General features: G+C 74.8%; 12 protein-coding genes and 2 pseudogenes. 10 read left to right on the forward strand and 4 right to left on the reverse strand.

Annotated elements, in window-relative coordinates:
* Positions 1 to 13 precede the first annotated feature (13 nt).
* The 9 genes and pseudogenes from BN6_RS50255 to BN6_RS19880 form a co-directional block, all read left to right on the forward strand.
* Positions 14 to 565, forward strand: a pseudogene (locus tag BN6_RS50255) (TcmI family type II polyketide cyclase); the annotation flags it as partial.
* A gap of 35 nt (positions 566 to 600) precedes the next feature.
* Positions 601 to 1,185: pseudogene (locus BN6_RS50260) on the forward strand (FAD-dependent monooxygenase); the annotation flags it as partial.
* Positions 1,186 to 1,237: 52 nt separating this feature from the next.
* On the forward strand, positions 1,238 to 2,215 hold the full coding sequence (locus BN6_RS45820; protein WP_015101500.1) for an SDR family NAD(P)-dependent oxidoreductase: 978 nt from the start codon (positions 1,238 to 1,240) through the stop codon (positions 2,213 to 2,215).
* Positions 2,216 to 2,281: 66 nt separating this feature from the next.
* Entirely contained in the window at positions 2,282 to 3,268 is a 987-nt protein-coding gene (locus tag BN6_RS19855; protein WP_015101501.1) for an LLM class flavin-dependent oxidoreductase, read from the forward strand.
* A gap of 36 nt (positions 3,269 to 3,304) precedes the next feature.
* Positions 3,305 to 4,153: a TIGR03621 family F420-dependent LLM class oxidoreductase gene (locus BN6_RS19860; RefSeq protein WP_015101502.1), complete on the forward strand. Its 849-nt coding sequence runs from the start codon at positions 3,305 to 3,307 to the stop codon at positions 4,151 to 4,153.
* Between the two features lie 62 nt (positions 4,154 to 4,215).
* Complete coding sequence (locus BN6_RS19865; RefSeq protein ID WP_015101503.1) at positions 4,216 to 5,043, forward strand: SDR family NAD(P)-dependent oxidoreductase; 828 nt, start codon at positions 4,216 to 4,218, stop codon at positions 5,041 to 5,043.
* Between the two features lie 100 nt (positions 5,044 to 5,143).
* Complete coding sequence (locus BN6_RS19870) at positions 5,144 to 5,941, forward strand: SDR family NAD(P)-dependent oxidoreductase (RefSeq protein WP_015101504.1); 798 nt, start codon at positions 5,144 to 5,146, stop codon at positions 5,939 to 5,941.
* A 43-nt stretch (positions 5,942 to 5,984) separates the two neighbouring features.
* Positions 5,985 to 7,043: a methyltransferase gene (locus tag BN6_RS19875; RefSeq protein WP_051075653.1), complete on the forward strand. Its 1,059-nt coding sequence runs from the start codon at positions 5,985 to 5,987 to the stop codon at positions 7,041 to 7,043.
* Between the two features lie 78 nt (positions 7,044 to 7,121).
* Positions 7,122 to 8,555, forward strand: a complete 1,434-nt coding sequence (locus BN6_RS19880) for a LuxR C-terminal-related transcriptional regulator (RefSeq protein ID WP_015101506.1) — start codon at positions 7,122 to 7,124, stop codon at positions 8,553 to 8,555.
* On the opposite strand, the gene BN6_RS19885 is transcribed toward BN6_RS19880, so the two are convergent.
* From BN6_RS19885 to BN6_RS19900, 4 genes are all read right to left on the reverse strand, one after another.
* A complete protein-coding gene (locus BN6_RS19885; protein ID WP_015101507.1) occupies positions 8,527 to 9,669 on the reverse strand; it encodes an AraC-like ligand-binding domain-containing protein in 1,143 nt (380 codons plus the stop codon). The genes BN6_RS19880 and BN6_RS19885 overlap by 29 nt on opposite strands.
* A 199-nt stretch (positions 9,670 to 9,868) precedes the next feature.
* Positions 9,869 to 12,076: a glycosyltransferase family protein gene (locus BN6_RS46805; RefSeq protein ID WP_015101508.1), complete on the reverse strand. Its 2,208-nt coding sequence runs from the start codon at positions 12,074 to 12,076 to the stop codon at positions 9,869 to 9,871.
* Positions 12,073 to 12,489, reverse strand: coding sequence for a GtrA family protein (locus tag BN6_RS19895; RefSeq protein ID WP_015101509.1), 417 nt, complete (start codon positions 12,487 to 12,489; stop codon positions 12,073 to 12,075). The genes BN6_RS46805 and BN6_RS19895 overlap by 4 nt, the downstream gene beginning before the upstream one ends.
* Positions 12,486 to 13,511, reverse strand: coding sequence for a glycosyltransferase family 2 protein (locus BN6_RS19900; RefSeq protein ID WP_015101510.1), 1,026 nt, complete (start codon positions 13,509 to 13,511; stop codon positions 12,486 to 12,488). Before BN6_RS19900 ends, BN6_RS19895 begins: the two co-directional genes overlap by 4 nt.
* Positions 13,512 to 13,708: 197 nt before the next feature.
* Here BN6_RS19900 and BN6_RS19905 point away from each other — a divergent pair, with 197 nt between their 5' ends.
* Positions 13,709 to 15,538, forward strand: coding sequence for a PIG-L family deacetylase (locus tag BN6_RS19905; protein WP_158509412.1), 1,830 nt, complete (start codon positions 13,709 to 13,711; stop codon positions 15,536 to 15,538).
* The last annotated feature ends 13 nt before the right edge of the window (positions 15,539 to 15,551 follow it).

Genomic DNA, 15,551 nt, shown 5'->3' on the forward strand with positions numbered 1-15,551 from the left:
CGACGGAGGGACGATGCACAGCACCCTGATCGTGGCCCGGATGCGGCCGGAGTCGGCGGACGAGGTCGCCGCCCTGTTCACCGAGTTCGACCGGTCCGGGATGCCGCACCGGATGGGCAGCCGCCGCATCACCTCCTTCGACCCCGCCCCGTTCCGCTCGCGGGTGGCGGCCGAGGTGGACTTCGACCCCGAGGCGCACGGCCTGACCCCGCGCGAGATCCGCCGGATGGACCGCGCGGCCCAGTTCGCCGTGGTCACCGCGCGGGAGGCGGTGCTCGACAGCGGGCTGGACCTGGCGGCGCCGGCCCCCGGCCGGATCGGCGTGACGATCGGCGCGACCACGGGGCTGGACCACGAGTACGCCGTGCCGCACCTCTACAACTACCTGGTGCCCAGTTCGTTCGCGACGGAGGTGGCGTGGGCGGTCGGCGCGGCAGGGCCGGGGGCGGTCGTGTCCACCGGCTGCACGTCCGGTCTGGACGCGGTGGGGTATGCGGCCGAGGTGATCCGCGAGGGCGCGGCAGACGTGGTGGTCGCGGGCGCGACCGACGCCCCGCGCCCACCACCGAGTCACGCGCCTCGATCCTGCACACCCGCACCATGGAGCTGTTGGCCGACCGGCACGTCCTGGGCGGGCCGGGCCGGCTGCCCGGCGGCGGACCGGGTCACTTCGGCGGCCTGCCGCTGGACCTGGCCGAGGCCGACCCCGGCCACCGGTTCGCCGGCCGGTGGAAGTGCCCGCAGACCGTGCTGGAGCGGGTGTTGGGCCGGCGGGCCGCCGCGCTGGGCGCGCGGGTCCGGCGCGGCGCCGGGCTGGCCGAGCGAGGCGACCACGTCGAGGCCGAGGTGGTGGTGGCCGGGGAGCGCCGCCGGGTCGCCGCGGCCTACCTGGCCGGCTGCGACGGGCAGGACAGCGCGGTGCGGGTGCTGGGCGGCTTCGACTTTCCCGGCGCGGACGCCGCCCGTGAGCTGCTCCGGGCCGACGTCGAGGGCCTGGCCATCCCGGATCGCCGGTTCGAGCGGCACCCGCACGGCCTGGCCACGGCGTGGCGTCGGCCGGACGGCAGCACCCGGGTGATGGTCCACGTGTTCGGCGCGAGCCCGCGCCCGCGCACGCCGGACTTCGCCGAGATCGCCGCCGCCTGGCGGCACGTGACCGGCGAGGACATCGCGCACGGCCGGCCGACGTGGCTCGACGCGTTCGACGACGAGCACCGGCAGGCCGCCGGCTACCGGCGTGGCCGGGGCGCGGACCCTGGCCGGCGTCCGGGCCCAGGCACTGCTCCTGCTCGGCGGGCCGGAGGTCGAGCCGCTGCGCGCCGCGTTCACCGACCTGGTGCGGTTCGACGTCGTCCGCGCGCACCTCGCCCGCACGATCAGCGGCCCCGACCGGCCACACACCCCCGGCGTGACCCCGGGCGTGACCGCAGAGGTGGAGGAGACCGGCATGGGCAGGCTCGACGGCAGGACCGCGCTGGTCACCGGCTCCAGCCGGGGCATCGGCCGGGCCACCGCGCAGCGGTTGGCGCAAGAGGGCGCGCTGGTCGCGGTCCACTACGGGGTCGACGGGGACGCGGCGGCCGAGACCGTGGCGCGGATCGAGAAGGACGGCGGGCGGGCGTTCGCGGTGCGCGCCGAACTCGGCCGGCCGGGCGACGTGCACGAGCTGTTCCTCGGTCTGGAGCAGGGGTTGCGCGAGCGCACCGGCAGCACCGCGCTGGACGTCGTGGTGAACAACGCGGGCGCGCAGACGCCCGCCGGGGTCGCGCCCGAGGACGTGACGCCGGAGGAGTTCGACCGGCTGTTCGCGGTCAACGCCAAGGCCCCGTTCTTCCTCGTCCAGCGGGCGTTGCCGCTGCTGTCCGCTGGCGGCCGGATCGTCACCATCTCCTCGGGCCTGACCCGGGTGGCCAATCCCGGACAGGTGGCGTACGCGATGTCCAAGGGCGCCGTCGAGCAGCTCACCCTGCACCTCGCCCGGCACCTCGCGCCGCGCGGCATCACGGTGAACACGGTCGCGCCGGGCATCACCGACAACGGCAGCGCGGTGTTCGACGACCCCGAGGCGGTGGGGGCGATGGCCCGGCTGTCCGCGTTCAACCGGGTCGGGCAGGCGCGTGACGTCGCCGACGTGGTGGCGTTCCTGGCCAGTGACGACGCCCGGTGGATCACCGGCGCGTTCATCGACGCCACCGGCGGAACGCTGCTCGGCTGACCACCCGTCCCGACGGCGCGGACCCCGCGCGCCCGCCTCCAGCGCCCACCCTGAACGGAGACCACGATGGACGTCGGATTCCTCTTCGACCTGCGCAACCCGGCCCGGTGGGAACGGCCGTGGGCCGACCACTACGCGCGGTCGCTGGAGCTGTGTGAAGAGGCGGACCGGTGCGGTGCGGGCGGGGTGTGGTTCAGCGAGCACCACCTGTTCGCCGACGGCTACCTGCCGCAGCCGCTCACGTTCGCGGCCGCCGCGGCGGCCCGGACCCGCAACGTCCGGATCGGCACGGCCGTGGCGCTGCCCGCGCTGCGCGCACCCGCCCAGCTCGCCGAAGAGGCCGCGGTGGTGGACCTGATCAGCGGCGGGCGGCTCGAACTCGGCGTCGGCGCCGGGTACCGGGCGCCCGAGTTCGCGCTGTTCGGGGCCGACCCCGGCCGGCGGTTCGCCGAGACCGAGCGGGTGGTCCGGGAGGTGCGCCGGCTGTGGGAGCCCGGCGGCGTCACGCCCCGGCCGCTGCAGGACCCGGTGCCGCTGTGGGGCGGCTTCTACGGCCCGCGCGGCGCGCGGCTGGCCGGCCGGTTGGGCATGGGCCTGCTGCACATCTCGGCGGAGGTGTTCCGGCACTACCGGGTCGGCCTGGTCGAGGGCGGCCACGACCCGGCGACCGCGCGGGTCGCCGGCCTGCTGCCGGTGCTGCTGGCCGACGACCCGGACGCCGCGTGGCACCGGGTCGCGCCGCACCTGGCGCACCAGCAGGACACCTACCGGCGGGGCTCGGTCGAGGGCACCGGCCGGCCGGTGCCGCCGCCGGTCGGGATCGGCCCGACCCGCGAGCGGCGGGCGGACGGCCCGTGGGGCGCGCTGGAGGTGATGACCCCGGAGGAGGCCGTCGAGCGGATCCACCAGCGCACCGAGGGGCTCGCGGTGCGGCACCTCGTGTTCTGGGCGAGCGTCGCGGCGATGCCGGACGACCTGGTCGTGCGGCACGTCGAGCTGGTGAGCCGACGGCTCCCGCCGCTGCTCGCCGCCCGGGAGCCCGCCCGTGCCTGAGCGCGTCCCCGTGCCGATCCCCGAGAGGCGGGTTCCGTGACCACTGACGACCTCCGACCGTTCCGGTTCGCCCTGTGCCTCTACACGCCCGTCGAGCGCGCGGATTGGGTGCGCAAGGTGAGGCTGGCCGAGGAACTCGGCTACGACGTGGTGTCCGTGCCCGACCACCTGGGCAGCGCCGCCCCGCTGCCGACGCTCGTGCTCGCGGCCGAGGCGACCGAACGGGTGCGGCTCGCGACCCACGTGCTCAACACGACCCTCTACCGGCCCGAGGTGCTGGCACGGGACGTCGAGGCCCTCGACCGGTACTGCGGCGGCCGGGTCGAGATCGGGTTGGGCGCGGGCTGGGCGCGGGCCGAGTTCGACGCGGCCGGCCTGCCGTGGACACCAGCCGCCGAACGGGTCGCGCACCTGGAGCGGACCGTCGCGCTGCTGCGGGCGCGGCCCGGACCGCCGCTGATGATCGCCGGCCGGGGCGACCGGGTGCTCCGGCTGGCCGCCGCGCGGGCCGACGTGGTCGCGTTCACCGGCACCACCCGCGTGCCCGACGGCGAGCGGCTGCGGCTGGGCGGTCCGGCGGAGGTCGCGGGCCGGGTCGAATTCGTCCGGGAACTGCTCGGCGAGCGCATCCGCGAGGTCGAGCTGAACATTACCGTGCACCGCGTCCTGCCATCCGGACCAGGGCACCGGATCACCGATCTGTGGCAGAATGATCTCGACCTCAGCGCCGCCCAGTCGGTCGAATCACCGTCATTGCTGGTCGGCCCGCCGGATGAATGCGCGGAGCAGCTCCGCGCGGCGCGGAAGAGATTCGGTTTCAGCTACTTCACCGTCCTGGAACCCGAGATGATGTCGTTCGCCCGGGTCATCGAGGCACTGCGGTGAACGGCCGATCACGGCCACCGGGATGACACCGATCCACCGCGATCACCACCAGGGAGCACGGCTTGACCAAGACCTACGTGATCACCGGTGCCACCGACGGCATCGGTGCGGCGGTGGCGCGCGAGCTGTTCACCCGAGGGGACCACGTGGTCGCCCTCGGGACGAACCCGGCGAAGGGCGCGGCGCTGGTCCGCGCCGCCGAGGGCGCACCGGGCACCGTCGAGTTCGTCCAGGCCGACCTCAGCCTGGTGGCCACCAGCCGGCGGGTGGTCGCCTCGATCCTGCGCGACCACCCGCGCGTCGACGGCCTGGTGCTGTGCGCGCGCCACTTCCGCAGCTACCGGTCGGTCACCGCGGAGGGCTTCGAGGACAACTTCGCGCTGTTCTACCTGAGCAGGCTGCTGTTCGGGTACGGGCTGCGGCCCGCGCTGGAGCGGGCCGACCGCCCGGTGATCGTCAACGTCGCCGGCCCCGGCCACGACACCCCGGTGACGTGGGACGACCTGCAGAGCGCCCGGGACTACGACGGCGTGCGGGCGATGTTCCTCAGCGGCCGGCTGGACGACCTGCTCGGCGTGGAGTTCGCCCGGCGGCACGGCGACGGGCCGGTCCGCTACGTGCTGTTCCACCCGGGGACCACGGCCACCGGGTTCGTCGGCGAGTTCGACCCGGCGACGGCGGCGTTCGTGGAGCAGCAGAAGGCATTGGCGAAACCGGCCACCGAAGTGGTGCCGCCGATCGTCCGTTTGCTGGACGACCCGCCGGCCGCGCCGTTGACCGCCTACACCATGTACCGCGAACTCCCGCTGACCGGCGGGCTGTTCTCGCCGGCCGATGCGCGGCGGCTCGCGGAAATCACCGGACAACTGCTGGACGCGGTGCGCGGATAACGCACCGAGCCCTCGGGCGCGGGCCGCGCGGGCAATTCCGCCGGCCCGCCCGGGGACGCCCCGGAGAGCTCCGGGCACCGACACGACAGGGGGTTTCGGCGTGGATTCGGGACTGATCGGGCGGCGCGCGCTGGTGACGGGGTCGAGTTCGGGGATCGGGGCCGCGATCGCCGAGGTGCTGGCGGCCGAGGGCGCGGACGTGGTGGTGCACGGCCGGGACCGGGCCCGCGCGGAGGAGGTGGCGCGCAGCGTGCGCGGGCACGGCCGGCGGGTGGACGTGGCGCTCGGCGACCTGGCCACCGACGAGGGCGCGCGGGAGGTGGTCCGCGCGGTGGCCGCGGGCGGTGTCGTCGACGTGCTGGTCAACAACGCGGGCGGCAGCGACCTGGTCTCCTGGGACGCCGCCACGCCCGAGTTGTGGGCGCGGTCGTACCAGGTCAACGTGGTGTCCGCGGTGCGGATGATCCAGGCGTTCGTGCCCGGGATGCGGGAGCGCGGCTGGGGCCGGGTGGTCCAGGTAGGCGGCGGGCTGGCCGTGCAGCCGATGCCGGTGCAGCCGCAGTACTGCGCCGCGCTGGCCGCCCGGCACAACCTCGCCGTCTCGCTCGCCCGCGACCTCCAGGGCACCGGCGTGACCTCGAACGTGGTCTCGCCCGGCGCGATCCTGGTCGACTACATGCGCGAGTGGCTGCGCGAGATGGCGCCCGAACGCGGCTGGGGCACCGAGATCGCCGAGATCGAGCAGCGGGCCGCGCGGGAGTGGGCGCCCAACGACATCGGCCGGTACGGGACCCCGGCCGAGGTGGCCGGCGCGGTGGCCTACCTGGTGAGCCCGGTCGCCGACTACGTCACCGGCGCGGTGCTCCGGGTGGACGGCGGCTACGTCAGGTCGTGCTGAGCTCGTGCCGGGGTGTCGCCGGAGCAGGGGAGTGGAGACCGCAATGGGTGGCGAACAGCAGTCGGAGAACACCGGGCCCGCGCCCGTGCTGCCCCGCGCGGCACTGGCCGACCCGCGCGGCCTGGTGCTGCACCTGGCCGCGGTGAAGTGGGCGCTGGGGGCGATCCGCGCGTTCGTCCGGCTGGGCGTGGCCGACCACCTGGTGGCGGGCCCGGCCACGGCGGCCGACCTCGCCCGCGCGGTCGGCGTGGACGCGTCCCGGCTGGGCCGGGTGCTCGCCGCCGTCGCCACGGCCGGCGTGCTGGACGAGGACGCGGGCGGCCGGTTCGCGCTCACCCCGGCGTCGGACGGGCTGCGGACCGGTGGCGCGGGCGGGTTCCGCGACATCCTGCTGTTGCTCACCGACCCGCTGCTGTGGCGGCCCCACGAGGACGTGGCGCACACCGTGCGGACCGGTCAGACCGCGTTCGAGCACCTCTACGGCGAGCCGTTCTACGACCACCTGCGCGCCGACGACGCGGCCTCCGCGCTGTTCGACCGGGCGATGGCGCAGATCGACGGCCCGGAGACCTTCGCGCTGTTCGACGGCGTGGAGTTCCGGCGGATCGCCGACGTCGGCGGCGGGCGCGGCAGCTTCCTGGCCGAACTGCTGCGGCGCAACCCCGGCCGCGAGGGCGCGGTGTGCGACCACCCGCTGGCGATCGCCGGCGCGGCCGAGGAGTTCCGCCGGTGCGGGGTGGCGGACCGGGCGGTGGCGATCGAGGCCGACTTCTTCCGGGCGGTGCCGCCGGGGTTCGACACCTACCTGGTCAAGCGCTCGCTGCAGAACTGGGACGACCCGGCCGCGGTGCGCGCGTTGCGCACGGTCCGGGCGGCGGTCGGGGACGACGCCGGGGCCCGCCTGCTGATCGTCAACCACGTCCTGGCCGGACCGGGCGTGCCGGACCCGGGCAAGCTCTCCGACGTCGAGATGATGGCCGTGCTCGGCGGCCGGGAGCGCACGTGGGCGGACTGGACCCGGCTCGCCGCCGACGCCGGGTTCGCGCCGCGCGGCGAGCCCGCGCCCGGCCGGCTGACCCTGCTGACCTTCCGCCCGACCTGATCGCCCGCCGCGAGCCCAGACCGTCCCGACACACCGAAACCCCCGGCCGGCGGTGCGCGGCCGGGGGGATGGGGGTACGTGGTGGAGCACGACGTCCAACCGGTCGGCCCGGGAGCGGGACCGGTCGAGCGCGGGCTGCCCGCCGCCGGCCGGGGCGTGCCGTCCCTGGACCAGGTGCGCCGGGCGCGGGCCGAACTGGTCGAGCGGGGCCGCTGGGGCGAGGCCGACGAGATCGTCCGCGAGGTGGTCGAGGTGGTCCTCGCCGGCGGAGCCCCGGCCGACCAGTCCGGCACGCACCTGGACGGCCTGGTCTACCTGCCGGGCGGCCCCGCGCCCGACACCGCGCCGCGCGGGGGGATCCCCGAGGAGCAGCGGCTGGCGGTCCGGGCCGTCCAGCTCGCGAACCGGGGCACGGACCGGGCGCGGACGCTGGCCACCGCGCGCCGGCTGCTCGCCCTGCCGGGGTGGCGCGGCGCGGGCGCGTTCTGGTGCGGCGTCCTGGTCCTGGGCTACGGCGGCCGGCTCGACGAGGCGCGGGAGCGGTGCGCCCGCGCCCTGCGCGACACCGGGGCGCCGGGCGCGCGCGGCGTGGTCGCCCTGCTGGCCGCCCGGCTGACGTGGTCGGCGGGCGACCCGGCCGGCGCGGCCCGCGAGCTGTCCCAATCGGTACGGCGCGAGGTCGGTGAGCAGGTCCGCGGCGTCGCGGTCGCCTGGCTGGTCGCCGCCCTGGTCGACCTCGGCGAACTCGACCGCGCGCACGACCTGCTGCTGGAGCACGACTTCGGCGGCGGTCTGACCGGCGTGCGGGACCGCGCGGAGCTGTTCCTGGCGCGCGGCGGCCTGCACGTCGCGCGGGGCCGGCTCGACCGCGCCCTGGAGGACTACCTCGACTGCGGCCGGGAACTGGCCCGGTGGGGCGTGAGCAACCCGGCCGTCGCCCCGTGGCGGTCGCGGGCCGCGGTGTGCGCGAACGCGCTGAACCGCACGGACCTCGCCCGCGCGCTGGTGTCCAAGGAGCTGGCGGCGGCGCGGCGCTGGGGCAACCCCCGGCTGATCGGCCTGGTGTCGCACGCGGCGGCGGTCGTGGCGGGGTCGGACCCGGAGGCGTTGCGCGCGGCGGCGACCGCGCTGGAAGGCGACCACGCGCTGGGCGAATCGCTGTACGCCCGCTACGACCTGGCGCTCGCGCTGGGCACCCGGGACCGGTACGCCGAGGCGCGCGAGACCCTGGAACAGGTGCGCGACACGGCCCGGCGCACCGGCTACCGGCTGTGCGCCGACCGCGCCGAGGCCGCGCTGACCCGGATGACCACCCTCGACGGGGCCGGTGGGCTGACCCGCCAGGAGCGCAAGATCGGCGAGCTGGCCCGCACCGGGCGCAGCAACCGGGAGATCGCCGAAGAGCAGTACCTGACCGTGCGGACCGTCGAGTTCCACCTGTCGCGGGTCTACCGCAAGCTCGGCATCGCCGGCCGCCGCGACCTCAGGACGATCCTGACACCCCTGACCTGACCTCGGTTGTCCTGACCTCTGGCGCCCTGGTCCCGGGTGCCCTGGTCCCGGGTGCCCTGGTCCCGGGTGCCCTGGTCTCTGGTGCCCTGGTCTCTGGTGCCCTGATCCCGGCAGCCCTGGCCTCGGTGCCGAACGCCGCCCGCGTGCGCAGCGCGTGCCGCCGGTACTCGGCCGGGCTGATCCCGTACGCGGCGCGGAAGGCGCGGCTGACGTGCGGCGCGTCCAGCAGCCCCCACCGGGCGGCGACGGCGGCCACCGTGCGGCTCGCCAGCTGCGGGTTCTCCAGGTCCTGCCGGATGCGGTCCAGCCGGCGGGCCCGGATCCACGACGACAGCGGCTGGTCCTGCCCGGAGAACAGCCGGTGGACGTAGCGCACCGACACGCGGTGGGCCCGCGCGACCGTGCGCGGCGACAGGTCGGGATCGGACAGGTTGGCCTCGCAGTAGGCGAGCATCCGGTCCAGCAGCGGCGCGCGACCGGCCACCGGCACCTCCCGCCCGGCGAACACCAGCGCGATCATGTCGACCAGCGAGTCGGCCAGCCGGAGCCCGCCCTGCCCGGACCCGGCGGTCGCGACGCCGTCGAGCTCGTCGGCCAGGCCGGTGAAGAAGCCCGCGACCAACCGCCGCACGCCCCGCCCGGTCGCCTTCGGCGTGGCGACGACCTGTCGCAGCACGTCGGCGTCGGAGGCGAAGTACGAGCGGGGGCAGGTGACCACGATGGTGCGGAAGTCGTCCTGGGGGCGCAGCGCCGGGTCATGGTGCACCAGCGTGTAGGGCCGGGTCGTGTCGTAGATGGCCATGTCGCCGGGCAGCATCACGTTGCGCCGGCCGTCCTGCGCGACGACCATCCGGCCCGAGACCTGCAGGGCGACCTTGTACACGTCGTTGTCGGTGGAGCTGATCTGCCGGCGGTCCCGGCGCACCGTGCACGCCGACGTGCGCAGGTCCGACACCAGCAGCCCGCCGACCTGCTCGGCGCGGATGCCCGCCCACATCCGGCCGGGGTCGTTGGCGGTGATGGCCAACGGCGCGAACGCCGTCGACGCGGCGGTCTGGAACTCCTCCAGGCGCTGTTCGGGCGTACCGGTGGGATCCGTGGCGAAGTGGGCCAACTCGTCACCTGCCTCCGTACCGTCCTCACCACGGTACTGCGCGTGCCCGGACGAGTACGCGGAACGACAAGAACGGGTGCGCCGGCAGGCGGTCCGGCGGCGCGAAGCGGCCGTACGGTGGCCACGCGGTCGCGCTGGGGGTGGCCGACCGGGCGGGCGGCACCGGCGGTGGAGGGGTGCGCCGGTGCCGCCCGCCTGGCTACGCGTCGGCCCGTTCCCGGCCAGTGGGCTCGCGATCAGCGGGCTCGTGGTCGGCGGGCTCGTGGTCGGCGTCCACCAGGGGCGCCGGGTCCGGTCGGCGGGAGCGCCACCGCAGGAACCCGGAGTACGCCACGACGGCCAACAGGCCCAGCAGGGCGAGCGCGGTGCCCAGCGGGAGACCGGGCGGCGTCCACCGGAGCGTGACCTGCCCGGCCTCGACGTCGGCCGGCAGGTCGACCACGAGCAGGCCCGCCGGACCCTGCCGCCCGGTCAGCTCCCGCCCGTCCAGCTCCACCCGGTAGCCGGGCCACGCCAGCCGCGCGAACACCAGCGACCCGGCCTGCCCGCGCGGCTTGGTGAACCGCACCGACTCGTCCCGGTCGTCCGGCGAGGTGTCCTCGGTGACCCGCACCCCCGCCGTGGCGTGCGAGAGTCGCCCGTCCGGCCAGGGCAGCGGCTGCTCGCGGCTGAGCACGGTCACCGTCTCCGAGCGGAAGGACACCCGCCAGCCCGGCGGCGGCTGGACGTCCGGGCGGACGGAGTTGTCCACGCCGACGCTGCCCGCCCGGATCAGGTCGACCAGCGGCCGGCCGTCCAGGTCGGTCGGCGCGAAGATCCGGTCGAAGCTGCCCGCGCACGTGTTGCCGTGGTAGACCATGCAGGTCGCGCTCGCGAAGTCGCGGAACTGCAACCCGGTGTACGAGCCGACCGACGACAGCCCGGCGACCAGCCCGACGTTGCCCGGCAGCACGCTGCCCACCGGGAACGTGGTGCCCTCGTGCGGCGGCGTCTGCGCGCGCAACTCGGTGATCGACCGCGGGTAGTTGTGCACGGCCACGTCCCCGTTGAACGGGAACCACGCCGTCTGCGCCACCAGCCCGGCGGCGACCCCGACCACCAGCACGCCGTACATGGCGGCCAGCCGTCGCCGCGCCAGCCAGAGCGCGAGCACGATCCCGACGACCAGCAGCGCCAACGAGATCACGTGGTGCCGCCACTGCCACGGCCCGGCCGAGAACGTCAGGTACGCGGAGAGCACCAGCGCGCCCGCCGTGAGCAGCGCCCGCCGCCGGAAGTGGTCGAGCTTCGGCCCGCCGGTCAGCACGACCGCGAACAGCACGCCCAGCGCGAGGTAGACGACCTCCAAGTGCCGCAACGGGAACCGGAACATCCACATGTTCGACGGCCCGACCGCCAGCAGCACGTACACCGCCGCGACCGCGAACACCCCGGCCAGCGGCCGCCACCGCTCGCGCAACCGGCTCCAGTGCAGCCACGGCAGCAGCGGCACGATGAACCACGCGAAGTACACCGACGGCGTGATCATCCGGATGCTGTGGCCGAACCCGCGGACCATCGGCTGGTGGCTGGCCATGCTCAGGCTCAGCAGGTCCGACAGCCGGGGCATCAGCACACCGTCGCTGGCGAAGCCCTGGCCCGCGCGGGTGGTCACCGCCGAACTGCCCAGCAGCGGCAGGTACACCAGCGGCACCAGCAACGCCACCAGCCCGCCCACCACGAGCAGCCGCGGCAGCGCCGGGCGGTCACCCCTGACCCACGACTCGACCAGCAGCGCCGCCATCACCACGCACACGCCCAGCAGCCCGTACGGGTTGCCCGTGGTCACCGCGAGCGCGCCGAACAGGAACGCCCACAGCGGGCTGCCCGCGCCGCGCGCCATCCGCCGCGCCGCCCACCAGGTGAACGGCAGCCAGGTGAACGCCATCAACCCGGCCGCCCACGTCGCGGCGTCGTAGTAGAGGGTGAACCCGCTGAACGGCAGTGCGATCGCGATCACCGCGGCGGGCCCGCGCCCCGCGCCGTACTCCCGGCACAGCAGGTACGCGCCCAGCGCCAGCAGCACCAGGAACTCGGTCTTCACCACGACCGCGGCCACCGCCAGGTCGTCGAACTGGTTGACCAGCACGAAGTTCGCCAGGTTGACCGGGTTCCAGATGCCGAACAGCGCCTCGGCGGCGAAGTTGCCGCCCATCCAGTTGTCCACGTCCAGCAGCGGCGGCCAGTCGCCCTCCAGCAGCCGCCCGCCCAGGTAGTGCCAGGTGGGCAGGAACTGGACCGCGCTGTCGTCCCACACGTAGAACAACCGGTTGCGCAAGAACGGGATCTGCGCGATCAACACCACGGCGGCACACACACCGAACGCGACCAGCGGACCCCGCGCCGATCGTCGGACGAGCGTCGTCACGACGTCCGTTCCTCTTCCTTGACCAGTGGCGCGGCCTGCCCGGGACGACCCAGGAGCACGAACTGCGCGACGATGAACGTGAACGGGATCGCCACCACCGCCGCGAGCAGCGGTGCGATCCGCTGGTCCACGTGCAGCCACGTGACCAGCGCGTACAACCCCGCCGTGGTGACGACGAAGTTCGTCACGTTGGACAGCGGGAACAGCAGGAACGTCCGCAGCGACGGCGTCGTGCGGAACGTGAAGTAGCAGTTGAGGAAGTACGACCCGACCATGGCCAGCAGGAACGCGGCCACGTGCGCGGCCAGGTACGGGAACGCCAGGCCCAGCAGCAGGTACAGGCCGTAGTAGACGCCGGTGTTGACCACGCCGACGAGTCCGAAGCGGATGATCCGGCCGAGCTTGCCGGTCACCGCGCGGTCCGCTCGGTGAACGGACCGGCCACGACCTCGCCCATGACCTCCACCGCGTGCTCGGCGACGTCGCGGCCCAGCGGCAGGGTGACCGGGGTGGGCCCGGTGCCCGCGGACTCCTTGACCAGGAAGTGCGGCCGGCGCTTGGACTCGGAGTAGATCCGGCCGACGTACTCGCCGATCACGCCCAGGAACAGCAGTTGCAGGCCGCCCAGCACGAGCACGCCGCACATCAGGGTGACGTAGCCGGGGACGTCGACGCCGTGCCACACCGCGTTCACCAGCACCCAGATCGCATACCCGAACGCGATCGCGGTGACCAGCGCGCCGAGGTAGATCGCGACCCGCAGCGGTTTGGAGTTGAACGAGACCACGCCGTCTATGCCGTAGTTGAACAGTTTGCGCAACGTCCAACTGCTGTTGCCGTTCCGGCGGACCACGTTGTCGTAGTCGATGACCGCGGTGTCGAAGCCGATCCAGGAGAACAGCCCTTTGGAGAACCGGTTGTACTCGCCCAGCGACAGCAGCGCCTGGACCGCGCGCCGGCTGAGCACCCGGAAATCACCGACGCCGTTCTGGAGTTCGACGTCGATCACCTTGTTGATGAGCTTGTAGTACACGGTGGACACGAGTGTGCGCACCCGCGCCTCACCTCGCCGGGTGCGCCGCGCGATCACCTGGTCGTAGCCGGTGCCGATCAGGGCGACCATCCGCTCCAGCAGTTCGGGCGGGTGCTGGAGGTCGGCGTCCATGATGGCCACCAGGTCGCCGGTCGCGTGGCCGAGGCCGGCCAGCATGGCGGCCTCCTTGCCGAAGTTCCGGCTCAGCGCCAGGTACTTGAACCGCTGGTCGCGTTCCGCGAGCAGGCGCAGCCGGGGCAGGGTGCCGTCCGTGCTGCCGTCGTCGACGAGCAGGACCTCGAAGTCCTCGCCCACCGACGGGAGCGTGCGCATCAGCGCCGCGTAGAGATCTTCCAGCCCGGCTTCCTCGTTGAAGCACGGGACCACCACCGAGATGCGCACAAGTCCCCTCGAAACCCCTCAAGACACCGCTGTGCCGATCCGACCGATCGCCGCTCGACCCCACCTGTCAACGACGCTCGGCAGCGCGGTCGCGTTGCAAGACGTCGCGTTGGTCACCGGTTTCCGCGCTATCGCCTTCCTGTCGGTAGCCTGTCCGTCGCAGCAGGGGTGGAATGCGACTTGGGGGCAGTGGTTTCATGGCGCTTGCAAGGCCGTTCGCACTGCTCGTGGCTTTGGCGCTGGCGGTGCTGGTGGCCTGCGGCGACCCTACCGCACCGCCCGCGACGGCCGACGAGGTCGCTTACCTCCAGGTCGTCGCGCACCACGACGACGACCTGTTGTTCATGAATCCCGACGTCCGTGACGGGGTGCGTTCCGGGCACCGCCTGATGACGGTGTTCCTCACCGCCGGCGAAGCCGAGGAACCGGACGCGAACGGCTACTCGGCGGCCCGCCAGGCGGGTGCCCGCGCCGCCTACGCGCGGATGGCCGGCGTGCCCGACGAGTGGGACGGCTCGGCCATGGCGCTGGCCGGCGGGCGCACCGCCGAGCGCTACTCGCTCAAGTCGCGGCCGCGGGTGGCGCTGGTCTTCCTGAACCTGCCCGAGGACGCCGACCCGCGCGCGGCCGGCGGCCGGGGCGCGTTGAGCCGGCTGTGGCGGGACCGGGGCGGCTGGGTGTCGGTGGACACCCTGGTGCCGACCGGCGGCCAGGTCGCGGAGCCGTCCCGGTACACCGGCAACGGCTTGGTCAAGGTGCTGGCGAAGCTGATGGAGGGGTTCCGCCCGACGGTGCTGCGCACCCAGGACCCCGACCCGGACCCGGACTACCCGTTCTGGTTGCCCCTGCACGACCACCCCGACCACGTGATGAGCGCCCGGTTCGCGGAGGCGGCGGCGCGGAGCTACCGGCGGTCGCCGGACCGCCCGGCGCTGTCGGTGGTCGGCTACCGGGACTACAACATCGAGGACGCCCCGGCGAACCTGGGCCCGGAGCAGCAGAACGACAAGATCGGCCACTTCGGCGAGTACCAGAAGCACGACAAACTGGCGCACGGCCCCGCGTACGACCGCTGGTCGCGCCGCATGTACTACCGGTGGGACCGGGGCACGGCGTGGGTGGGGCAGGCGCCGGACGGGCGGCTGCACGCGTTCGCCGTGCGCGGCAAGGACGTCATCGGGTGGCGGCAGGCCGGCGACCGCTGGGAGAGCGCCGCCGTGGACCGCCCGGACGGCCCGCTCGCGGCGGGTCTGGCGGTCGGTCGGGGCGTCGGCGGGCTCACGGTGTGCGGGCGGCGGCTGGACAACGACGGTATGACCTGCCGCGACGACCGGGGGTGGGTCGGCCTGGGCAGCCCGGACCCGGGTGACGCGCGGGTGGGCGTCCCGGCCGTGGCCGCGCACCGGGACGGGCGGCTGGCGCTGTTCGTGCGGGACGCGCGGGGCGGGGTGAGCCGGGTCGAGCAGGACGGCGACGGCCGCTGGGGCTCGTGGGACCGGCTCGGCGGCGCGGACGTGCGCGACGGGTTGAGCGCGGTGCCCGGCCCGGACGGCGCGCCGGAGGTGTACGCGGCCACGGCCACGTCGGTGCTGCGGTGGGCGGGTGGCTGGGACTCGTCGTTCCCGGCGGTCGCCCCGGCCGGCGCGCCGGTCGCGGTGGCCGACGCCGGCGGCACGACGGTCGTGGTGCCGGTGGCCGACACCGGCGAGGTGCTGCGCGCCACCCGCACCGGCGGGGCGTGGTCGGCTCCGGTGCGCGGCCCGGGACCCGGTGGTCCTGGCCGGCCGGCGGCGGTGTCGGCGGACGGTGCGGTGGTGGTGGTCGGGCGGGCCGGCGACGGCGGCGTGACCACGGACGCGTCCGGCGCGTGGGCCGGGATCGGCGGCACGCCGCTGGACTACCCGGCGGCGGCGGTGGACCCGGCGGGCCGGCTGGTCGTGCTGCTGGTCGGACCGGACGGCCGGCTGCACACCTCGGTGCGGGCCGAGCGGGGCGGCGCGTTCGGCCCGTGGCAGGCCACGCCCTAGCCGGCGCGGCCTC

It is taken from the genome of Saccharothrix espanaensis DSM 44229, from assembly GCF_000328705.1.
In the GTDB taxonomy this organism is placed as follows: domain Bacteria; phylum Actinomycetota; class Actinomycetes; order Mycobacteriales; family Pseudonocardiaceae; genus Actinosynnema; species Actinosynnema espanaense.